The sequence below is a fragment of the Ectopseudomonas khazarica genome (genome assembly GCF_017915135.1).
In the GTDB taxonomy this organism is placed as follows: Bacteria; Pseudomonadota; Gammaproteobacteria; order Pseudomonadales; family Pseudomonadaceae; genus Aquipseudomonas; species Aquipseudomonas khazarica.
This window is the reverse complement of the sequence record NZ_CP068551.1, coordinates 3,505,021-3,525,806: the sequence shown is the minus strand read 5'-3', so window position 1 is coordinate 3,525,806 and position 20,786 is coordinate 3,505,021. Positions and strand designations below refer to the sequence as shown.

17 protein-coding genes and 1 tRNA gene are annotated in these 20,786 nt (G+C 57.9%); 8 read left to right on the top strand and 10 right to left on the bottom strand.

Going from position 1 to position 20,786, the window contains the following annotated elements:
* Positions 1-588 precede the first annotated feature (588 nt).
* On the bottom strand, positions 589-2,022 hold the full coding sequence (locus JLK41_RS16660; RefSeq protein WP_047589932.1) for a M48 family metalloprotease: 1,434 nt from the start codon (positions 2,020-2,022) through the stop codon (positions 589-591).
* A gap of 109 nt (positions 2,023-2,131) precedes the next feature.
* Between JLK41_RS16660 and JLK41_RS16655 the strand changes: the two genes are divergently transcribed.
* A complete protein-coding gene (locus JLK41_RS16655; RefSeq protein WP_037057431.1) occupies positions 2,132-2,371 on the top strand; it encodes a sulfurtransferase TusA family protein in 240 nt (79 codons plus the stop codon).
* Positions 2,372-2,417: 46 nt separating this feature from the next.
* A complete protein-coding gene (locus tag JLK41_RS16650; protein ID WP_037057428.1) occupies positions 2,418-3,485 on the top strand; it encodes an AI-2E family transporter in 1,068 nt (355 codons plus the stop codon).
* Between the two features lie 314 nt (positions 3,486-3,799).
* Here JLK41_RS16650 and JLK41_RS16645 read toward each other — a convergent pair whose 3' ends face one another.
* Both JLK41_RS16645 and JLK41_RS16640 read right to left on the bottom strand, forming a co-directional pair.
* Positions 3,800-4,273 (bottom strand): peroxiredoxin, encoded by a 474-nt coding sequence (locus tag JLK41_RS16645; RefSeq protein ID WP_210389400.1) that lies wholly within the window; start codon positions 4,271-4,273, stop codon positions 3,800-3,802.
* A 109-nt stretch (positions 4,274-4,382) separates the two neighbouring features.
* Positions 4,383-4,940 (bottom strand): glycine cleavage system transcriptional repressor, encoded by a 558-nt coding sequence (locus JLK41_RS16640; RefSeq protein ID WP_037057423.1) that lies wholly within the window; start codon positions 4,938-4,940, stop codon positions 4,383-4,385.
* A 204-nt stretch (positions 4,941-5,144) separates the two neighbouring features.
* Here JLK41_RS16640 and dapA point away from each other — a divergent pair, with 204 nt between their 5' ends.
* The 4 genes from dapA to JLK41_RS16620 all read left to right on the top strand — a co-directional run bounded on the left by dapA (position 5,145) and on the right by JLK41_RS16620 (position 8,336).
* On the top strand, positions 5,145-6,023 hold the full coding sequence (gene dapA, locus JLK41_RS16635; RefSeq protein ID WP_210389399.1) for a 4-hydroxy-tetrahydrodipicolinate synthase: 879 nt from the start codon (positions 5,145-5,147) through the stop codon (positions 6,021-6,023).
* Between the two features lie 16 nt (positions 6,024-6,039).
* Complete coding sequence (bamC, locus tag JLK41_RS16630) at positions 6,040-7,161, top strand: outer membrane protein assembly factor BamC (protein ID WP_047589934.1); 1,122 nt, start codon at positions 6,040-6,042, stop codon at positions 7,159-7,161.
* 89 nt (positions 7,162-7,250) lie between these two features.
* The gene (locus JLK41_RS16625; RefSeq protein WP_210389398.1) at positions 7,251-8,120 is read left to right on the top strand and encodes a phosphoribosylaminoimidazolesuccinocarboxamide synthase; all 870 of its coding nucleotides are present in this window, start codon (positions 7,251-7,253) and stop codon (positions 8,118-8,120) included.
* A 126-nt stretch (positions 8,121-8,246) separates the two neighbouring features.
* Positions 8,247-8,336, top strand: a tRNA-Ser gene (locus tag JLK41_RS16620).
* Positions 8,337-8,596: 260 nt separating this feature from the next.
* Here JLK41_RS16620 and JLK41_RS16615 read toward each other — a convergent pair.
* Positions 8,597-9,151: a tyrosine-type recombinase/integrase gene (locus JLK41_RS16615; RefSeq protein ID WP_210389397.1), complete on the bottom strand. Its 555-nt coding sequence runs from the start codon at positions 9,149-9,151 to the stop codon at positions 8,597-8,599.
* 412 nt (positions 9,152-9,563) lie between these two features.
* Between JLK41_RS16615 and JLK41_RS16610 the strand changes: the two genes are divergently transcribed.
* Positions 9,564-10,166 (top strand): hypothetical protein, encoded by a 603-nt coding sequence (locus JLK41_RS16610; protein ID WP_210389396.1) that lies wholly within the window; start codon positions 9,564-9,566, stop codon positions 10,164-10,166.
* 353 nt (positions 10,167-10,519) lie between these two features.
* Here JLK41_RS16610 and JLK41_RS16605 read toward each other — a convergent pair whose 3' ends face one another.
* From JLK41_RS16605 to JLK41_RS16585, 4 genes are all read right to left on the bottom strand, one after another.
* Complete coding sequence (locus tag JLK41_RS16605) at positions 10,520-10,993, bottom strand: hypothetical protein (RefSeq protein ID WP_210389395.1); 474 nt, start codon at positions 10,991-10,993, stop codon at positions 10,520-10,522.
* Positions 10,994-11,027: 34 nt separating this feature from the next.
* Complete coding sequence (locus JLK41_RS16600) at positions 11,028-11,252, bottom strand: hypothetical protein (protein ID WP_210389394.1); 225 nt, start codon at positions 11,250-11,252, stop codon at positions 11,028-11,030.
* A gap of 370 nt (positions 11,253-11,622) precedes the next feature.
* Positions 11,623-12,873, bottom strand: a complete 1,251-nt coding sequence (locus tag JLK41_RS16595; protein WP_210389393.1) for a primase-helicase family protein — start codon at positions 12,871-12,873, stop codon at positions 11,623-11,625.
* 1,132 nt (positions 12,874-14,005) lie between these two features.
* On the bottom strand, positions 14,006-15,517 hold the full coding sequence (locus JLK41_RS16585) for a tyrosine-type recombinase/integrase (protein ID WP_210389391.1): 1,512 nt from the start codon (positions 15,515-15,517) through the stop codon (positions 14,006-14,008).
* Positions 15,518-15,760: 243 nt separating this feature from the next.
* On the opposite strand from JLK41_RS16585, the gene JLK41_RS16580 reads away from it, so the two are divergent.
* On the top strand, positions 15,761-15,976 hold the full coding sequence (locus JLK41_RS16580) for a hypothetical protein (RefSeq protein ID WP_210389390.1): 216 nt from the start codon (positions 15,761-15,763) through the stop codon (positions 15,974-15,976).
* Here the strand turns inward: JLK41_RS16580 and JLK41_RS16575 are convergent.
* Both JLK41_RS16575 and JLK41_RS16570 read right to left on the bottom strand, forming a co-directional pair.
* A protein-coding gene (locus JLK41_RS16575) for an IS3 family transposase (protein ID WP_210389110.1) occupies positions 15,970-17,090 on the bottom strand; the annotation gives its coding sequence in 2 pieces (ribosomal slippage) (positions 15,970-16,832 and positions 16,832-17,090; 1,122 coding nt in all). The genes JLK41_RS16580 and JLK41_RS16575 overlap by 7 nt on opposite strands.
* 548 nt (positions 17,091-17,638) lie before the next feature.
* Positions 17,639-20,785, bottom strand: a complete 3,147-nt coding sequence (locus JLK41_RS16570; protein ID WP_047584316.1) for an efflux RND transporter permease subunit — start codon at positions 20,783-20,785, stop codon at positions 17,639-17,641.
* Position 20,786 lies beyond the last annotated feature (1 nt).

Genomic DNA, 20,786 nt, shown 5'->3' with positions numbered 1-20,786 from the left:
CGCACGGTTTGCTCCCCTCTCCCATTTATGGGAGAGGGGGCCGGGGGAGAGGGCGAGCGCGCCGCATTTCGCCAAACCAGTACGCCACCGCCTTGACCACCTTCGTAGCCCGGATGAAATCCGGGGCCGGGCTACGGGGCTGTACTACGGACTCCCCGGATTGCATCCGGGCTACGGATGCAGCGCCCGCACGGTTTGCTCCCCTCTCTCATTCATGGGAGAGGGGCCGGGGGAGAGGGCCGAGCGCGCCGCACTTCGCCAAACCAGTACGCCACCGCATTGACCACTTTCGTAGCCCGGATGAAATCCGGGGCCGGCTACGGGGCTGTACTACGGATTCCCCGGATTGCATCCGGGCTACGGTCGTAGAGTCCGCACGGTTTGCTCCCCTCTCTCATTCATGGGAGAGGGTCCGGGGGAGAGGGGCGAGCGCGCCGCACTTCGCCAAACCAGTGCGCCACCGCATTGACCGCCTTCGTAGCCCGGATGGAGCGCCCGCACGGTTTGCTCCCCTCTCCCATTCATGGGAGAGGGGCCGGGGGAGAGGGCCGAACGTACCGCGGTCAAAAGACCGTGCCAGCACGTGCGTCAGCGCAACATCTGCTCGACCAGGCGTTTCTCTTCGGAGAGTTCGCGCTGGCGTGCGTCGATGCGCGAGGCCAGCTGGAAGTTGTTGCTGGCGCGGCGCTTGGCGTAGTCCAGCTGTTCGATCGCCTGGTTGTAGTCACCCACCAGCGCGAAGAACTCGGCGCGCGCCTGGTGCAGGCCGATGGTGTTGCCGCTCAGGCCGCGTACCTCGGCGACCTGGTACCAGACGTCCGGGTCCTTGCTGCGGGTCTTCAGCAGGTCATCCAGCGCTCGCTCGGCATCCGGGATGCGCTGCTGCTTGAGCAGCAGGTCGATGCCGCTCTGTTGCAGCGGATAGTTGCTGGGGTACAGGGTGCGCATGCGTGCCTGGCGTCGATCGGCTGCGTCGAGGCGGTTGGCGGCCATGTCCAGCTCGATCTGCGCCAGGTTGTAGACGATGTCGTCCGGGGCCTTGCTCAGCAGCGGTGCCAGGGTCTTGCCGGCCTCGTCGAGCTGGCCGGTCTTCATCTGCGCCAGAACCAGGCCATAGCGTGCGGCATCCAGCCCCGGGTTCTCGTCGAGCATGGCGCGGAAACGCTTGGCGGCGACCCCGGGCGTCTCTTCATAGGTCAGCTGCACGCGGGCGCGCATCAGCTGGTAGCGCAGGCTGTCCTCGCGGCCTTCCACCGGGTACTGCTCGGCGCGGTTGCGGGTGTCGGCGATGCGCGACTCGGAAACCGGGTGGGTCAGGAGGAATTCCGGCGGCTTGGCGTCGTAGCGGTACTGGCGCATCAGGCGCTCGAACATCGACGGCATGGCGCGCGGGTCGTAGCCGGCCTTTTCCAGGTTGACCAGGCCGATGCGGTCGGCCTCCTGCTCGTTCTGGCGCGAGAAGCGGCGCTGCTCCTGAATCGCCGCAGCCTGGGTCGACATGATCGTGGCGATGCCGGCATCCCCCGCGCCCGCTGCAGCGGCGACGATGCCGGCGAGCATGGCGGCCATCAGCGGCAGTTGCATGCGCTGCTGCGCCTCGACGCCACGGGCGAAGTGGCGTTGCGACAAGTGCGCCAGTTCGTGCGCCATGACCGAGGCGTACTCGGCTTCGGTCTGGGCGTAGAGGAAGAGGCCGCCGTTGACCCCGACGATCCCGCCCGGGGCGGCGAAGGCGTTGAGCTGCGGGCTGTTGAGCAGGACGAACTCCAGGCGGCGGTCCTGCAGCTGGCTGGTTTCCGACAGGCGATAGACGCTGGATTCGACGAAGTCCTTGAGCTGCGGGTCATCCAGTTGCGAGACCTGGCCACGCAGCAGGCCGAGCCAGGCGCGGCCGAGTTGGTGTTCTTGCTGAGGGGAGACGATCGAGGAGCTGGCATCGCCAAGCGACGGCAGGTCACTGGCTCCCGTGTGGGCAGCGAACAGGCAGGCCAGCGTCAGCAGGGTGGGGCGCAGAAAAGTCATGCACTCAGGGCTCTCGGAGGGCAAAGGGGGTTACTGTAGCCGGCCAGCTAGCGCGCTGGCCAGGGTTGCAGTGGCTTGGTTATCCTAGCGCCCTTATCAGGAGTAGACGATGACAGACGTACCGGCTTTCGATGCCGAACTCGACGCCTGCGGGCTCAATTGCCCGCTGCCCTTGCTCAAAGCCAAGCTCGAGCTCAATCGCCTGGCCAGCGGCGCCGTACTCAAGGTCAGTGCCACCGATGCCGGTTCGCAGCGCGACTTCCGCGCATTCGCCACGCTGGCCGGTCATGCGCTGCTGCATGAAGAAGTCGACTCGGGTGTCTATCGTTACTGGCTGCGCAAGGCCTGAGCCCTTCGCCGTCCTCCCCAGCACATCTGCAGATTAAGGATCGTTGATGGTCAAGGTTATACGCGACTGGCTGCACCGCTACTTCTCCGACGAGCAGGCCGTGGTGCTGGCCGTGCTGCTGGTGCTGGGGTTCGCCGTGGTGCTGACCCTGGGCGGGATGCTCGCGCCGGTGCTGACCGGCCTGGTGCTGGCCTTCCTGATGCAGGGCATGGTCAACGGCCTGGAGCGCATGCGGGTGCCGCAAGTGCTCGCCGTGTGGCTGGTGTTCACCCTGTTCATGGGCTGCCTGGCGGTGTTCATGCTGGTGCTGATGCCGTTGCTGTGGCAGCAGCTCAGCACCCTGTTCAACGAGCTGCCGCGCATGGCGGCCGAATGGCAGTCGGTATTCCTGCTGCTGCCGGAGCGCTACCCGAACCTGATCACCGACGCGCAGATCGTGCAGCTGATCACCAGCATGCGGGGCGAGGCCGGCAAGTTCGGCCAATGGGCGCTGTCGTTCTCGCTGTCCAGCCTGCCGATGCTGGTCAGCGTGATGATCTACCTGGTGCTGGTGCCGATCCTGGTGTTCTTCTTCCTCAAGGACCGCGAGCAGATCGGCCAGTGGTTCCGTGGCTACCTGCCGCGCGAGCGGGCGCTGATCAGCCAGGTCGCGCAGGAGATGAACCAGCAGATCGCCAACTACATCCGTGGCAAGTTCATCGAGATCATCATCTGTGGCGTGGTCACCTACATCGCGTTCGCCTACCTGGGGCTGAACTACGCGGCGCTGCTGGCGCTGCTGGTTGGCCTGTCGGTGGTGGTGCCTTATATCGGCGCGGTCGTGGTGACGGTGCCGGTGGCGCTGATCGGCCTGTTCCAGTGGGGCTGGAGCGACCAGTTCATTTACCTGATGGTGGTCTACGGCATCATCCAGGCCCTCGACGGCAATGTGCTGGTGCCGTTGCTGTTCTCCGAGGCGGTCAACCTGCACCCGGTGGCGATCATCTGCGCGGTGCTGCTGTTCGGCGGCCTGTGGGGATTCTGGGGCGTGTTCTTCGCCATTCCGCTGGCCACGCTGTTCAAGGCGGTGATCAACGCCTGGCCGCGTACCGAGCTGGAGTCTGCACAGGCCTGAGAGGGCTTGTCGCAGGAGCTAGCGGTCTTTGCTCTGTGTCTGGCACGCTAGTGCTGGGGCCGCGTTAGGGGGCATCCGCGACCAGCGGTGTGCGCCTGGGGCGCATCGCAAATGAATTCGCTCCTGCCGCCTCAGGCTCCTCGGGCGAATCACCCGGTAGGCGCGGCTTCAGCCGCGAAACAGGCGCATGACTGGAGCGATTTCCCCGTCAAACGAAAAAGGCCGCGAATGCGGCCTTTTTCATACTCGGTCCCCGCTGGTACGGGGCTCGGCATTCGCGGCTGAAGCCGCGCCTACAGCAGGCGTGCCCGGTCTCAGCGCTTGTGCAGTTCCTGCGCGGCGGCCAGCACTTTGTCGACATGGCCGGCAACCTTGACGTTGCGCCATTCCTCGCGCAGTACGCCATCCTTGTCGATGAGAAAGGTGCTGCGCACGATGCCCATGTACTCCTTGCCGTAGTTCTTCTTCAGCTGGTACACGCCGAACAGGTCGCACAGGGCGTGCTCCTCGTCGCTGATCAGCTCGAAGGGGAAATCCTGCTTGCACTTGAAGCTCTCGTGCTTCTTCAGGCTGTCCATCGACACGCCGAAGATCAGCGTGTTGGCGGCCTGGAACTGTTCGAAGCGCGCGCGGAAGTCCAGGCCCTCGGTGGTGCAGCCGGGCGTGGCGTCCTTCGGGTAGAAGTACAGCACGACCTGCTGGCCCTTGAGGTCAGACAGCTTCACCTGCTGGCCGCTGGTGGCTTCGGCCTGGAAGTCGGCAACGGCTTGGTCGATGGCTACGGTCATGGGAACTCCTTCAATAGAGGCGGTCGATAATCTCGCGCGGCAGACGGCGGGGCCTGATGAGCAGGCCGCCGTTGTGGCTACTGGCGCAGCGCCGACGAGCGGCGAATCGTCATGGGTTCTGCGGGCGCCAGGGTTCGATCAGCGCGTCCAGGTTCAGGGCGTCGGCGAAATCGAGGAACTGATCACGCAGCCAGCTGATCTGGGTGCCTGCCGGCAGCGTCACCGTCAGCGTGGCGTTGAGCATGGTGCCGCCGGTCTGTGGTGCCTGGTAGGTATCGCAGGTGAGGTTCTCCAGCTCCACGCGGTGGTCGATGAAGAACTGGCACAGTTCGTTGAGGATGTCCGGGCGGTACACGGCGCTGACGTAGGCGACGTAGGGCAGCGCCTGCGGGCGAGCGTCGGCAGCGGCGCTGCGGATCAGGTTGACCGAGAAGTCGTGCTTCTTGGCCAGCAGCGGCAGGCTCGACTCCAGGCGCGCTAGGGCGTCCCAGCTGCCGGACACCTGCAGCACCAGGGCGCTGAACTCTCCATGGCGGCTCAGGCGGGTGCTGATCACCGCACAGCGGTTCTCGTGGCTGGTGCGGCTGAGCAGGTTGGTCAGGGCCATGGCATCACGGCCGAGAGCGCTGATAACGAGGAATTGTTCGCGAACGGGGGGGGTGGACATGCAGCCTTCCTAAAGCGATGAACGGTCCGCGCACGAGACGCCGCAGACCAAAGAGAGCAGGTTAGCGAAAAGCACCGCCGAGGGGAATGGCGCCGCCACCCTCGTCGCCCCAAGTCGGGAGCGGATATGCCCTTGTCCGTTGCTTGTGCCGGACTGGTGGCACCAGTACCATTACGGCTCAATTTTTCCGGCAGGAGCAGTTGCATGATTGCGGGCAGTATGGTGGCACTGGTCACGCCCATGGACGCGCAGGGTGATCTGGATTGGGCGGCCCTGAGCAAACTGGTGGATTTCCACCTGCAAGAGGGTACCAATGCCATCGTCGCGGTCGGCACCACCGGTGAGTCCGCCACGCTGGACGTGGGTGAGCACGTCGAAGTGATCAGGCGCGTGGTCGACCAGGTCGCTGGCCGTATCCCGGTCATCGCCGGCACCGGTGGCAACTCCACCCGTGAGTCGGTCGAGCTGACCCGTGCGGCCAAGGACGTTGGCGCCGATGCCGCTCTGCTGGTCACCCCGTACTACAACAAGCCGACCCAGGAAGGCCTGTACCTGCACTTCCGCCATATCGCCGAAGCCGTGGCCATCCCGCAGATTCTCTACAACGTGCCGGGCCGCACCGTCTGCGACATGCTGCCGGAGACCGTCGAGCGCCTGTCGAAGATCGACAACATCATCGGCATCAAGGAAGCCACCGGCGACCTGCAGCGTGCCCAGGACGTGCTGAGCCGCGTCGGCAAGGACTTCCTCGTCTATTCGGGCGACGACGCCACCGCTGTCGAGCTGATGCTGCTGGGCGGCAAGGGCAACATCTCCGTCACCGCCAACGTCGCGCCGCGCGCCATGAGCGACCTGTGCGCCGCTGCCATGCGTGGCGAGGCGGCCATCGCCCGTGCCATCAACGACCGCCTGATGCCCCTGCACAAGGCCCTGTTCCTCGAATCCAACCCGATTCCGGTGAAGTGGGCGCTGCACGAAATGGGCCTGATGGACGAAGGTATTCGCCTGCCGCTGACCTGGCTCAGCCCGCGCTGTCACGAACCGCTGCGCCAGGCCATGCGCCAGTGCGGCGTATTGGCTTAATCGAGGAATTCTACGCATGAAGCGACTGGCCGGATTTTCCGCCCTTGCTCTGATCGTCTCCAGCACCAGCGGTTGTGGCTGGCTCTGGGGTGAAGATGGCTACTTCCGTGATCGCGGTAGCGACTACCTGGAAGCGCGTCAGACCGCACCGATGCAACTGCCGGCCGATGTCCAGGCCAAGCGTCTCGACCCGCTGCTGCCGGTGCCTGCCCAGGTCGCCACCAGCAACTCGACGTCCCGCGAATTCGAGGTGCCGCGTCCTCAGCCCCTGCAGGTGCGCGGCGACGAGCGTGAGTTCAGCCTGCAGCGCAGCGGCGACTCGCGTTGGGTGGTTGCCCAGCGCGTGCCGGCCGAAGTCTGGCCGCTGGCCCGTCAGTTCTTCGAGGACAATGGCTTCCGTATCGCCAGCGAGCGCCCGCAGGTCGGTGAATTCACCACCTCCTGGCAGCGTTTCGACGAGCTTTCCAGCACCATGGCGCGTCGCCTGAGCAGCCGCGTGTCCGGTGTCGCACCGGATGCCGAGACGCGCGTACGTGTGCGCATCGAGCCGGGTGTGCAGCGCAACACCAGTGAAGTCTTCGTCACCAGCGCCGAGCGTCCGGCCGGCAGCAGTGCCGATGTCGCTTTCGCCGAGCGCAGTGGCAATGCCAGCCTGGAAGCGGCACTGCTCGACGAAATGCTGGTGAGCATGGCGCGTGGCGTGGAGCAGGGCGGTTCCGTCTCGCTGCTCGCCGCTCGCGACTTCGATGCCCCCAGCCGCGTCAGCCTGAGCGAAGACGGCAACGGCAACCCGGTGCTGAACCTCGGCGCCGACTTCGACCGCGCCTGGTCGGGTGTCGGCCGCTCGCTGGAGCTGGGTGACGTGCGTGTCGACGACCTCAACCGCAGCCTTGGCCTGTACTACATCAACCTGGCCGAAGGTGCCCAGGTCAATGAAGAGAAGCCCGGTTTCTTCGGTCGTCTGTTCGGCAGCGAGCCGAGCAAGGAAGAGATCGAGGCGCGCGCCGAGCGCTATCAGGTTCGCCTGACCCCGGTGGGCGATAGCGTGCAGGTCACGGTGGAGAAGGACCTCAACACCATCGCCCCGGCCGATGTATCGCGCCGCGTGCTGAGCCTGATTCAGGACAACCTCGGCTGATCCAGGCAGCAGCTGCCTCAGCCTCCAATCGATGGGCGAAATCCTAAAGGGTTTCGCCTGTTTTGTTTGCCACGAACGGAAATGCCGACATGAGCACACCTACCACCCTGAGCCTGAAGAAGATCTACTCGGGCAAGGTCCGCGACCTCTACGAAATCGACGACAAGCGCATGCTGATGGTGGCCACCGATCGTCTGTCGGCATTCGACGTGATCCTCGAACAACCGATCCCGGAGAAGGGCAAGATCCTCACCGCCATCTCCAACTTCTGGTTCGACAAGCTGGCCGGCGTGGTGCCCAACCACTTCACCGGCGACAAGGTCGAGGACGTCGTGACGGCGGCCGAACTGCCCCTGGTCGAAGGCCGTGCCGTCGTCGCCAAGCGCCTCAAGCCGGTTGCCGTCGAGGCCATCGTGCGTGGCTACATCGTCGGTTCCGGCTGGAAGGAGTACCAGAAGAGCGGCACCGTCTGCGGCATCGCCCTGCCGGCTGGACTGAAGGAAGCGGCCAAGCTGCCGCAGCCGATCTTCACCCCCTCGACCAAGGCCGCCGTCGGCGACCATGACGATAACATCAGCTTCCAGCAGTGCGAAGCCATCATCGGTGCCGAACTGGCGGCCAAGGTACGTGACACGGCCATTGCCCTGTACAGCGCTGCGGTCGAGTACGCGGCCACCCGTGGCATCATCATCGCCGACACCAAGTTCGAATTCGGTCTCGATGAAGACGGCACTCTGACCCTGATGGACGAAGTGCTGACGCCCGACTCCAGCCGCTTCTGGCCGGCCGACAGCTATGTCGAAGGCAAGAACCCGCCCAGCTTCGACAAGCAGTTCGTCCGCGACTGGCTGGAGTCCACCGGCTGGAACAAACAACCCCCGGCCCCGGCCGTGCCGGCGGACGTGGCGCAGAAGACGGCGGACAAGTACCGCGAGGCGCTGACGCGCCTGACCGCCTGACCACCCAGACAGGCGCCACCGGCAGCACCGGAGGCGCCTGTTTTTTACAAGCGACTGATAGAACAAGAAAAATTTTCAAAATTAGCTTCGCCAAAGCGCATTGAGCTGTTATGATTCGCGCCGCTTGGGAAGATGCCGGAGTGGTCGAACGGGACGGATTCGAAATCCGTTGTGTCAGCAATGGCACCTAGGGTTCAAATCCCTATCTTCCCGCCATATATAGAAAAGCCCTGTAAATTAATGGTTTACGGGGCTTTTTCTTTTCCGATTATACCATCCTTGTTTACCACCCTTGCCCCACTCTTGATAGTCGGAAAAGCGTTCAAATTTCCTCGCTCCTAGCCCGAAAATCCCCGCTCGATAGGAAGACCGCCGAACCTGCCGCGCTGGTGGGGTGGTGGCAATAGCCAAGATTCGACAAATCCGACAAAGGAAGGCCCCAGCTATGAGGCCGGGGCGCTGTATGCGAACTGTCGTTAAATCACAAACTCATGGTAGGTGGCGTCAATCTCGGCTTGCGTGAGGCCGATGTAAGCCATTGTGATAGCTGGGCTTGAGTGGTTCAGCACTCGGCAAATCTTCTCGATGCTCACGCCAGCGGAGTGCATCAGCCATCCACGGGTTTTCCGCATTGAGTGAGTACCAAGGCTAATACCCAGTTCGTCACCTACGGCCTTGAACGCTACCGCTACGGCTACCCGACTAACAGGCTTGCCGCTGGCCCTGTTGCTCTCTACCTCAAACAGGTAGGTGTGGTGAGGGTGTGCAGCGCGGCGCGCCTTAACGATCTCCTGCGCCTTGCTGTTCAGCTCGATAGATCGGGTTTTGCCGGTCTTGCCTTCCTTGAGCACCACACGCCCGCTTAGGGCCTCCTCATAGGTGATGGTGAGCAGGTCTGTGATACGTAGCGCCACCTGCAAACCAAAATTCCAAAGGTCAGCGTACAGAGTATTGCCACGAGCGTTCAGAGTGAGCTTGTGGGTGATCTGCTGAACCTCGGCTTGAGTTTTGACTGCTTCGACTAGCTGCATGGTGCACCCCTGAATCTGCTGCGATATCTAATTAACATAAAATTCTTACAGAGGGAGATTAGCGCTTAGAGAGCTTGAAGTCAACGTTTTCAAAGGCTGGCTAATTAACAAAATAAGATTCTGTTAATTAGGGCTGCGCTCATACGATCCTTGATGGTTCCTTGCGCAGGCCTGCTGCTATGCTGGCGCTCTGACATCCTCGAAGGGACTCACTATGAAGCTATCACCTTTAGCTCTACTGGCACTGCTGGCGCTAACCGGCTGTGCTACATCGAAACTCACACCTGAACAGGCAGACCCCGTGCTTACCGCCTGAGCTTTGATCAGGGTGGGTTTTATATCAACCCGTATTTTTCCGACTGAAAGTTATAGTTAAAGCTTGAATTCATAAAAACCAAAGGAATGTCACTATATGTCAGCATCAAACGTAATTTTATCTGTATTGTCTCTACTTGTGAGCATTTCATCATTTGCAGATCCAATAGAACGGAAAAAATACAACTGGCCTCAGGAGCCACGATCCGTTATTGGAATTAAACTAGGAGTACCGGCGGCTGACTCCAAACTTCCCGCCTGCATTGAACCAAGTGCGAGCAACGGCTACGCCTTGCCTAAAGCTACCTGCCTTTATTCTGATGATAGTTTGGGTGTGCAGAGAATAGATGGGTTACCTTGGAAAACTCTGAGAATAACGGGCAACGTATTTTTGTTTGAAGGGAAGGTTAAGTCGATTCACTTCGATATTCACCACGGAGATTTCCCTGAGTTTTCTCAGATGTTGATCGAACGGTATGGTAAGCCAATGAAAATAATAGGCGGGGCGGTGCAAACATATGGCGGAGCCGAACTACCGGCCAAGACCATGGAGTGGCATGGTGAAAAAACTTTAATTACTGCCTACGAGAGATACAATAAAATAGATAGGTCTCTTATTGTATTTAGTGATGCAGGCATGTTGAATAAGTCGATCGAGCTTGACAAGAAAAATATTGAGTCCGGCGCCTCCAGCTTTTAAATCAAGGATGTTAGCAGTGTTTGAGTATACATTGGTCTACAGCTTTCGCGGCGAGCAAAAACAACTAGATGGAGCTTCAACTACCAAGCTGGATAAGGTGACTCTTTTAAACAAGGCGCTCCCCAAAACTTTTATCTATCCTAAAAACTGGAGTAAAGAGACCCATCCCACAATGGAGGAGTTACAGGAATACCATGGATATAAAGCGTTAAATGTTATTTGGAAAAGTTAAATGAGCAGATTTGGTGCTTAACCACTAACTAGCATAGAGCCAAGTATAATCAGTGTTTGAGCGCATAAGGGGCTTGTATCTGTAGCATACAAAAGCCCCTTTTCATTTGTTTAGCTGTCTGTTATTCAGGAATGATGAGTTCCCCGAAACATTCTTCAGCTTGTTGCTGAAAGTCAGCCAGTTTCTTAGCTTTAGCCTGTTCCTGACGCTTACGCTCCTTCTCCATTTCAGCTTCTTCTAACTGGAGCACAAGAAGCTTCTTGTATTCCGCACGCTCTTTTTTCAGAGCTTCGATATAGTCCTCTTTGACTTGTTCATAAACTACAGCCAGCTCAGCTTCCTGCACCTCTTCGGGCTTAATCATCCGTGCTCTAAATGCCAGGGGCACCATATTAATATGAGCCTTTGGACACAGAACAAAACCTTCTTTTTCCTTCTCAATCACTGCCATAAGAAAGTCGTAGCTTAGGTCAGCCTGAACATGAATATAGTTCTCCGCGTGTTGATATAGAGTCTTGCGTTGCTCTTGAAGCTGAGCTAGTTCTGCTTGGCTGTATTCACGTGGAGCGCCGCTGATAGTGGTTTTGTTAGTCATTGTGGTTGTTCCTCTGTTGTTGTATGGTTAGTGTTTAAAGATTACGAAAAAGATCACGAATAGCTTTTCGGTGTTCGGAGAGTGGGCCTTTTGTTAGGGGTGCTGCTTTAACGATAGGCTTAAATGCATCTTGCTTTGCTATCTGTGCATTTGCTTCTTCTTGCTCTTCAATCAGGGCTTGTGCATGACGTTGCATCACGAGGTGCATTAGCTCTGATTTCAGGTCTGGGGGTAGAAGACATTTTGTATCTGGTTTCATTATTTATTCCCTCTTGTTATGGGCGATAGATGCCCGTAAACCCAAATTCTTTAAAGTGGGATTGGTTATTTTATTAATGGTTGAGTTGTTGCTGCGCTTTGAAAGGCGGGAAGAGCCACGTGTGTTACGGCTTCGCCTCTATCAGAACTACTTATTCGCTGACGCTCACAAGCAGTTCTGTCACACTCTCAAGCGAAGTCGCTTCGCTTTGTTGCTTTCGCGTGTGACCTAAACTAATTAGAAAAAGATGATGAAGAGGTGTCACCCTGTCTACCTGTCTCCAAGAGCCGCATATACTGGGCTTCTCAGGGTAGACAGCTAATCTGCATGGGTGTCTACCTAGGTGTCTACCTGTCTACTTAGCTGTCACCTAAAACGATGTGCTCGGCATAGCCTCTTCAAGTTCTTTCGCTGTCGATGTTAAAGTGATGCCAGACTCAAAACCAAATGAAGTGATGTAGTACCGCTGGTGTTTGGTTTTTCGCTGTATGCATCCCATTTTCAATAGAGCATTGGCAATCGCCATTTCCGAAAGCCCATGCTCAAATTCGTCTGCATACTTCTGCTTCACCCACTTAACAGTTAGTACCGAATTGGCCTCTACTACAGCGGATAACACGTCTTCCAGTTTGTCAGTGGTAGAGAAGCCCATTAGCTCCTGTTTACTTACAGTCATCGGTGGTGCATCTGTTGGACGATGCTTTGACAGGTCGATCTGTTCCAGATAATCCCTTACCAACTGAAAACCACCAGCCAATAACCAAGGCTTAAACGTATCGTTCAAGAATGATGCTGTCTCTGTTACAGATTCTCTGTGACGGATAAAAGCGGGAATCCAGAAACGGCGATCACCTTTCTCTAATACCAGCGGCAAATGATCGTTACTGGTGACAATAAAATTAAGGTAATTGTCGATGGTAATGGTTGGCTTGTGTTTACGATGTAGCGGAATCGTTGCGTTGCCTTGGAAGCTCTTCAATGCGTCTGTAGTGCTCTTCTTGCTTTTGTAAACCTCATCAATCAAAAGTAGCGTCTTGGACTCAATAACATCGTTAAAATCGCCTACAACATCTTTTAGCCCGCAAACAGCTACCGACGACCTACCTAATAGACCAGAAAGCAGAGTCTCGACTAAGAATCCTTTGCCTACGCCATGGTCTGATCGGAGCACGGGAGTTGCAATAATTCGCTCTTCCGGTTTGCGTACAGTGTGCGACAACCACCAGCCAAAATAGTGGCGCTCCAACTGATCAGGGAACCAACGTTCAAGAAACTCAACAAAGGGAGCCACTTGCTCTTTTGTAACCTTAACTCCAGATGGCTGAATCTTCGAAGGCTGCCATAGATTGATCAGACCCCCATCGAGAATAGGAGCCGCATTAGGTTTGAAGCCTTCACCGTAAGCCCAAGGAAGACAAGCCAGTAGGTATACGGAGTCATGCTCACTACCACCGCACTTGCGATAAAAATCAGCAAGGATGCCGGCATCACTTTGATCAATGTTAGTGATTAGGTCACGAAAGCGCGGATAGGTATTATTGCTTGGGATGCGAACAAAGCGAGATTTTACGGCTTCAATTGCACTGGTGTTGTTATTGGTCTTGTGTACTGCGTTGGTCATTAAGGTCTACCTCACATAGATGGGTGTATTTGATTTGCTTGTGCATTTGACTGATAAGAATGTTCAAAGTGTGAGATGTGCTTGTCTCGCCAAGTAGCCGCATGATTTCAAGTAATTCCTTGGATGCTCGGTCGTTTAGGTGTGCTCTCATATTTACAGTCCTCTAGGATGAGATGTTCAGTTACTACATGCCGACTGGTTATGTTGAGTTGTATTCGCTAGCCTCAAGGCCAGGGTCTCTAGTTCTCGGATTTCTTCGGTGTCGATAGTACCAAGAAGTAGAGTCTTGAACTCAGCAAGAGCCTTCTTTCGTGCCCTGTGGAGTTTGATAGTGCAGGCGTTACTACAAAGGATTTTATTGCTGCGGCCTTCAATCTCTGTTCCGCAAATTACGCAGCATCGGGGCACTGTGGCTCTCCTTTTTCTTTGGATAGAGGGTGATTGGGACTAATATGAGAGCCTTGTTTAATCAGGCCCTCAAGGAAGGTAATAAAATCTTTGCTGCTCAGATTTTTATAGAACTTCCTGTTATGGTAGCTAAGTTGGTTATAGCAGCTATCACTACAGATTTTCTTTGAAGACCGTAGGGTGTCCATTGGTGAACTGCACCATAAGCAATTGCGAATAACTTTTCGGTGAATTTCAACTTTTACGATAGACAAGGGTGTACCTCCTTTGGTACTGGATTAAATTCAAGAATAAGGATGTTTAGGTAAAAAGAAACCCGTTAGCAACCACGCAAAGAAAGAGGAGGAAGCGAACGGGCTAATGACTAAAACGCTCATTTATAACTTAGAGGAATTGTGAGCAGGATTAGTCAGGAGGTTCCAGACTGGCTGTCTGAAGCTTTAGAAACGCAAAAGCCGACAAGGAGTCGGGTATTTTTCAAATATGATAAAATAAGGAAGCAAAGGCAGAAGCAGAGAAATGTATTTCTTCTCTCACTATATTAACATCTTCGCATAGAAAGTTGAATTTGTCAATAGGTTAGACAGCTATTTCACAATAAAAGTCAAACTTTTTCTTGGGGGCCTGATTTTTAGACGCCTGTAGAAAGTTGCTGTTTAAGTATTTCTGCAGAAGCCCCGATTATACCATATTTGCTGTGCTGACTTCAATCTATTATTGTGGTTTAGTTGAAGTCAAATGATAGGAGAGAGACGGCCTCCCGCTTCTGGGCAAGAGTTGGCCCTTTGCTATAGCGAGACAGTGTGAAAGATGCGTTTGTGTGGCCATCCAGATAGCTGATGAGTTCCACGCCGACACCTGCTTGATGTAGCAGTGTAGTGAACGTATGTCGCAGACTATGAAAGGTGTGATCCTTTCCATAATTCAGTGCTGTCTTTAGCCTGCCGAACCTCTTGGAAAGCGGATCAAGCCGATTCCCATATTTATTTTCGCCACCTGGGAATAAGAAACCATCGTTATTGCTGGCATTACTGGAGAGCTTTTTGAACAGTGATACTAGGTCAGGGTGCAGTGGGCACTCCCTGATACCAGCCTCCGTTTTACTCTCATAAATCTTGAAACCGATAGGTTCCCCGCTTGCGTCGAAAATCGTATCTTCTGGCCGTATCCTGCCAATTTCCTCAAGTCTTGCCCCTGTGTACGCACCGAACTGAATCAGGTGAGAAAGTGGAGTGTCTTTTTTCTCAACCGCTACCTGATGCAGTTCCTGCACTTGCTCTTTAGTGAAGGCTTGGCGCTCGATGGGGGCTAGTGGGCCTGTGCGGGGTAGGTCGTGGTCATCGAAGGGGCACGGCTGTCCCTTGAATTGATTTCTGAAAGCTTCGTTGTACTTCATTGCCCAGTGCCAGAAGCTACGCCCCGTCCACAAGTAATTGGTCTGAGTTTTACGCGATGCCGACAAAGAGTTAAGAAAGTTATGGATTGTCTCAAAGGTCAAGGCGTGGCCTGTGACATTCAAATGGTCGGAAATTCTCTTGATTCGGGAGATGTTGGTATCAACCGTTTTCTGGGTTTTAATCTGCGTGGCAAGGTGCTTATGCCAACCCTCAATCATACTTTTAGTGATGGGTGAACGAGGCTTGTACAGTGCTGGGTTTTTCACGATGGCAACGGCTTCTTGGCGTTCTTTCTCTGAAAGCAAGTAGTCCTGTGCAGTTGATGCCGCCTCAAGCTCTTGAAGAATTTCAAGGAATTGTTGATGTAATGCGATGGCTTCGCCTTCGCTACCACCCCTCTCAAGGAAAGCTACATAGCTTTTGGCATAAGTAGTGAATCTCTCAGCAATCTGCGCCTCTCCCTGCTCCCAAAGCTCCTTAATTAGGTCAGGAAGCTGCAAGAACCAAGAGAAGTCTGCAGGAGTGCTATCAGGTAAGGCGGGTGTGTAGAGCCTGTTAATCGCTGCTGTCCGGCGTGCTGCAATGTCCAGACCCGCCGTGTGCTGCGCTAAACGCCACTCATCCCCTTTGCCTGCCTTAGCCTGTCTGGCATCCTCAATCTCGGCTTTCCACTTGGCCAGATAGGGCAGCCTGCGTGCCATTGCCTCTGACCGCAGCCCAGTTTTTAGGCTGGCCTTTAGCACTGTTCGATCGCCGAATGCCTGCCTAACGTCTTTGGGAATGTCGAGGCGGACGTACCATGTTGGTTTGCCCTTGTTCTGAAAAATGTTGTCTGCCACGTCAGGCGCCTAGGGAGAATGGTAGAGCGATTTATACCATCCTTTTATACCATTCTTTCGCTTTCAGGCCAGAAAGTACCGTGATTTCTGGCGTTTAGGGTAATATTCTGAGAGTCCCTATCTTCCCGCCATATCTCAAGCTTGAGCCCCTGAAATTCCTAGAGTTTCGGGGGCTTTTGCTATCTGCGGCATGCAAGGTGTCGAAGAAGTGTCGAGAGTCGCAGCGAAACAGAAGGGGAAAGGATGTTCCTGAAAACGCTGAAACCAAGCTGGAGAAAGCTGATTGTCGCAGCGGGCATCTACTTCATGGTCTTGCTAAGCGTCGGCGCAGATAAGGCCATCCAAGACGTATCCCGTAAGCACCTAGCCTCGCGTCCTGAGGTGCAGCGCTATCTAGCAGAGATCAAGAGCCTGTATGGCAGCGCTGATGTGGAAGCGACGTCTCCCCGTCTTCAGTAGCAGCTGGCGTTAGAGTCCTGAATCAATGTAATGGCTTTTGAGGCCAGTTGCTCGGCATAGGCGGATGGGGTTAATCCTCCAAGTCCTTTCTTCGGTCGCTCTTCGTTGTATTCCCGTCGCCAGGACTCAATCACTACCTTGGCGTGCGGCAGGCTGGTGAACCAGTGCTCGTTCAAGCACTCATCACGAAAGCGTCCATTAAACGATTCGATGTAGGCGTTTTGATTGGGTTTTCCTGGCTCAATCAGGAACAACTTCACACCACGCTGATAAGCCCAGGTCAGCATGGCGCGACCACAGAACTCCTTGCCATTGTTCGTGCGGATGGCTTTGGGCAGCCCGCGTGACATGGCCAGGCGATCCAAAATGCGCGTCAACGAGTGCCCGCCTATGGCTCGCTCCGGCACGATGGCAACAGCCTCATGGGTGGCGTCATCCACTACAGTCAGGCTCTTGATGACACGCCCTTCAGCCGTGCGGTCAAACACAAAGTCCATCGACCAGACCTGGTTAGCTGCACGTGGCCGTCCCAGCGGTTGTCGATCCGCAATCGGGATCTTCTTGCGCTTACGTCGTTTCACCTGCAAGCGGGCTTCGGCATACAGCCGCTCCACCCGCTTGTGGTTAACCACTTCGCCAGCCTGGCGCAGCTTTAAATAGATCATCGCGGCGCCATAGCGACGATGCCGATGCGCTAGGGCCACAATGCGCTCACGTAGGCTCTGGTTGCGATCCGGTCTCGGCTGGTAGCGCAATGCACTGGCGCTCATGCGGATCACCTGAAGCGCCCGACGCTCACTCAAGCCACGTGCCGTCATGTGGCGCACCAGCTCTCGACGGGAGGGTGCGCTCACCACTTTTTTCGCAACGCCTCGCGGGTAACTTCGATTTCCAGCATCGATTCGGCGAGCATTTTCTTCAGTCGGGCGTTTTCGCTTTCCAACTCCTTCAGGCGCTTGGCATCCGACACGCTCATCCCGCCGAACTTGCTGCGCCAAAGGTAGTAGCTGGCCTCTGAAAAGCCGTGCCGACGACACAGCTCCTTGATCGGCAGTCCGGCCTCGGCTTCGCGCAGGAAGCCAATGATTTGCTCTTCAGTGAAGCGCTTCTTCATGTCCAATCTCCTGGGTACTGGGATTGGACTCTAAAGCTTGGCGCTACTCAAATCGGGGGAGACGTCGTCCTTTCGGGGCTCTACCTGCATTTTCCATCCAGAGACCTTGTTCCTGTCCGGGTGGGCTGGCAGCAGTCGATTGACTGTGCCTCAGGTGTTGCACTGGGTCATTGAGATACCCGGCCTCCGCGTTCTGTGAGGCAATGCCGGAAATTCAGGCTTGGCACAGTGCCACCGTCTGGACTACTCTCCGGTCACCGGGCTAACGAAGTGGCCAACAGGCAGGATGCCGACCCCATACACTTCGTTAGCTCGGTTTTCAGTTGCGTGGCCTGCAGATCGCCGGATCTGCAGGCAAAACAAAGCCCTCTCCTGGAGGGCTTTGTCGTTTCTGCGGGGCGCTCGCGTTGCAGCGGTGGCGAAAAAAAGCGTCCTTGCCAGCTTTCCTTTCCCGCCCTTGAGCTGTCGTATCGATCAGCCTAGGCGAAGTCTGGCGTTTCGCCATGCAGTGGAGTGGCCTGGTGCCGACAGCGCCTGCGCGTCTGGCCTCAGTCGCTGCGTTGCAGTCTGGCCTTGCCGGGTTTGCTGGCGACGAGGTGTTCCGGCAGGTCGAGCAGGTCGGTGTCGTAGGTCTCCAGTGGCGGCGGACGCCGCTCGAAACGCGCGCCGAGCACCAGCAGGCAAGGCGTCAGCAGCAGCGTCAGGACCGTGGCGAACGCCAGGCCGCCGGCGATGGCGCTGGACAGCTGCGTCCACCATTGGGTCGACGGGGCGCCGAAGCCGAGGCTCGGCGTGAGCAGGTCGACGTTGATGCTGAGCACCATCGGCATCAGGCCGAGGATGGTGGTCACGGCGGTGAGCAGCACCGGGCGCAGGCGCAGGCTGCCGGTCTCCAGCGCGGCCTCGCGTGGGGCCAGGCCCTGCCGGCGCAGCTGGTTGTAGGTGTCGATGAGGATGATGTTGTTGTTCACCACGATACCAGCCAGGGCGATCAGGCCCATGCCGACCATGACGATGCCGAACGACTGGCCATTGACCAGCAGGCCGATCAGCACCCCGGCGGTCGACAGGACGATCGCGGAAAGCACCAGGGCCGCCTGGTAGAGGCTGTTGAACTGGGTCACCAGGATGATCGCCATGAGGAAGATGGCGACCAGGAACGCGGTCATCAGGAAGGTGGCCGCCTCCTGCTGGTCGGCATCCTCGCCGGTGAACTTCACCTTGACCTCGGCCGGCACCTCGCCCAGCGCCTTACGCAGGGCCTTGAGGCGTTCGTCCAGGCGTGCGCCGTCGGCCAGGTCGGCCTGCAGGGTGATGGTGCGATCACCATCCACGCGGCGCAGGGTACCGACCTTGGGCGCGGGCTGCAGGTCGACGAAGTTGCTCAGCGGGACCTGGCCGGCTGCCGTGTTCAGCGTCAGGCGGCCAAGCTGATCGAGCGAGCGCCAGTTGTTGGGCAGGCGCACGCGGATGTCGACTTCGTCGGTGGCGTCTTCTGGGCGGTAGGTTGCCAGCTTCAGGCCGTTGGTGATCATCTGCACCGCGTTGCCGACGCTCAGTACATCGGCGCCGAAGCGGGCCGCGGCCTCGCGGTCGACCTTGATCCGCCACTCGATGCCGGGCAGGGCGCGGTCATCTTCGATATCGACGAAACCCCCGAGCTTCTGCATCTCGCCGCGAATGCGCTCGACCCATTGTTCGGTCAGGGCCGTGTCCAGGGTGCTGATCTGCAGCTTGACCGGCTTGCCGTCGGTGGGGCCTTCCTCCTGCTTGCGGAACTCCAGCACCACGCCGGGAATGCCGGCGGTGCGCTGGCTCATTTCGGCGAGGATGTCCTTGGCCGGGCGCCGCTGGTGCCAGTCGACGAACTGGAACTGCAGGGTGCCGATCACGTCGGCGCCCAGCTGACCTTCCGGTTGCGCCAGGGAGCGGGCATACAGCGCCTTGACCTCGCGCATGCCCAGCACCTGCTTCTCGACCTGCCTGAGCAGGGCGTCCTTCTCCTGGATCGACAGGTCGCCACGGGCACGCAGCCAGATCTGCGCGCTTTCCGGCTCGACCTCCGGGAAGAACTCCACGCCATGGTTGAAGCGACCGTAGCCGATATAGATGAGGGCGATCAGCGCGAGCATGCCGAGGAGCGTCAGGCCGGGGCGCTTGAGCAGCGTCGCCAGCAGATGGCGATAGGCCGTGCCGGCGCGGTTGCTGGTCGTCGCCTGTGGCCGCGCCTTGCCGCCGCTGACGGCGCCGAGCACCGGCAGGAACACCAGGGCCATGGCCAGCGAGGCGAGCAGGCAGATGATCACCGTGGCGGGCAGGTACTTCATGAACTGGCCGACTACGCCGGGCCAGAACAGCAGCGGCAGGAACACCACCAGGGTGGTGGCGGTGGAGGCGATCACCGGCCAGGCCATGCGCGTGGCGGCATTGGCCCAGGCCTGGCGCGGCGACTGGCCCTGCTGCAGGTAGCGGTCGGCCAGTTCGGAGACCACGATGGCGCCGTCGACCAGCATGCCGGCCACCAGGATCAGACTGAACAGCACGACGATGTTGAGGGTGAAACCGAGCATCCAGATCAGCAGGATGCCGCTGAGAAACGCACCGGGAATGGTCAGCCCCACCAGCAGTGCCGAGCGCATGCCCATGCTCGCCACCACCAGGATCAGTACCAGGACGATGGCGGTCAGCACGTTGTTGAGCAGGTCGCCGAGCATGTTCTGCACTTCCTGCGACTGGTCCATGATGTAGCTGACTTCCACGCCGGGTGGCAGCAGGGGTTTGGCCTGCTCCATCAGCGCCTTGACCTGATCGATGGTGGCGAGGATGTTGGCGCCGCTGCGTTTGGCCACCTCCAGCACGATGGCCGGCTGGCCGTTGATCCGGGCGAAGCCGGTGGGGTCCTTGAAGGTGCGGCGAATGGTGGCGACATCGGCGAAGGTCACCACGCTGTCGCCGACCACCTTGATCGGCATGTTCATGACGTCTTCGAGGTCCTCGATGACGCCCGGAACCTTCATGCTCATGCGCCCGGCACCGGTGTCCAGGCTGCCGGCGGCGACCAGGCGGTTGTTGCGGCTGACCAGGTTGAACAGTTCGTTGTAGTCGATGCCATAGCTGTCGAGCACCTGCGGGTCGACGACGATTTCCATCAGGTCCTCGCGGTCGCCGCCGATGGTCACCGAGAGCACCTCGCCGATGCCTTCGATGTTCTCTTTCAGGCGCCGGGCGATGTACACCAGCTCGGTCTCGGCGATCGGCCCGGACAGGCCCACCGAGAGCACCGGGAACAGGGCCACGTTGACCTCGGTCACGGTCGGCTCGTCGGCCTCGTCGGGCAGCTTGCTGCGTGCGGTGTCGACTTTCTCGCGGACGTCGGCCAGTGCCACCTTGGCGTCGAAGCCCGCGTCGAATTCCAGGGTGACGGAGGAGTGGCCCTCGCTGGAGACCGAGCTCATCTCCTTGACCCCTTCGAGGCTGCGCAGCTCCTGTTCCAGCGGGCGTACCAGCAGGCGGTCGCCATCTTCCGGGCTGATGCCTTCCAGGGTCACCGACACGTAGATCATCGGAATGGTGACGTCGGGGTTGGACTCCTTGGGCATGGCGACGTAGGCCAGCAGCCCCCCGCATAGCAGGAACAGCAGGATCAGCAGGGTGGTACGGCTGCGGTCGAGCGCGGCGGCAATCAGTGCGTGCATC

Excerpts from the sequence above, each read along its gene's own strand:
- JLK41_RS16615 (WP_210389397.1), bottom strand. The coding sequence starts at position 9,151 with ATGCAGCTAGTCGAAGCAGTCAAAACTCAAGCCGAGGTTCAGCAGATC.
- JLK41_RS16605 (WP_210389395.1), bottom strand. The coding sequence starts at position 10,993 with ATGACTAACAAAACCACTATCAGCGGCGCTCCACGTGAATACAGCCAA.
- dapA (WP_210389399.1), top strand. The coding sequence starts at position 5,145 with ATGATTGCGGGCAGTATGGTGGCACTGGTCACGCCCATGGACGCGCAG.
- JLK41_RS16660 (WP_047589932.1), bottom strand. The coding sequence starts at position 2,022 with ATGACTTTTCTGCGCCCCACCCTGCTGACGCTGGCCTGCCTGTTCGCT.
- JLK41_RS16645 (WP_210389400.1), bottom strand. The coding sequence starts at position 4,273 with ATGACCGTAGCCATCGACCAAGCCGTTGCCGACTTCCAGGCCGAAGCC.
- bamC (WP_047589934.1), top strand. The coding sequence starts at position 6,040 with ATGAAGCGACTGGCCGGATTTTCCGCCCTTGCTCTGATCGTCTCCAGC.
- JLK41_RS16640 (WP_037057423.1), bottom strand. The coding sequence starts at position 4,940 with ATGTCCACCCCCCCCGTTCGCGAACAATTCCTCGTTATCAGCGCTCTC.
- JLK41_RS16650 (WP_037057428.1), top strand. The coding sequence starts at position 2,418 with ATGGTCAAGGTTATACGCGACTGGCTGCACCGCTACTTCTCCGACGAG.
- JLK41_RS16595 (WP_210389393.1), bottom strand. The coding sequence starts at position 12,873 with ATGACCAACGCAGTACACAAGACCAATAACAACACCAGTGCAATTGAA.
- JLK41_RS16570 (WP_047584316.1), bottom strand. The coding sequence starts at position 20,785 with ATGCACGCACTGATTGCCGCCGCGCTCGACCGCAGCCGTACCACCCTG.
- JLK41_RS16600 (WP_210389394.1), bottom strand. The coding sequence starts at position 11,252 with ATGAAACCAGATACAAAATGTCTTCTACCCCCAGACCTGAAATCAGAG.
- JLK41_RS16655 (WP_037057431.1), top strand. The coding sequence starts at position 2,132 with ATGACAGACGTACCGGCTTTCGATGCCGAACTCGACGCCTGCGGGCTC.
- JLK41_RS16625 (WP_210389398.1), top strand. The coding sequence starts at position 7,251 with ATGAGCACACCTACCACCCTGAGCCTGAAGAAGATCTACTCGGGCAAG.
- JLK41_RS16610 (WP_210389396.1), top strand. The coding sequence starts at position 9,564 with ATGTCAGCATCAAACGTAATTTTATCTGTATTGTCTCTACTTGTGAGC.
- JLK41_RS16580 (WP_210389390.1), top strand. The coding sequence starts at position 15,761 with ATGTTCCTGAAAACGCTGAAACCAAGCTGGAGAAAGCTGATTGTCGCA.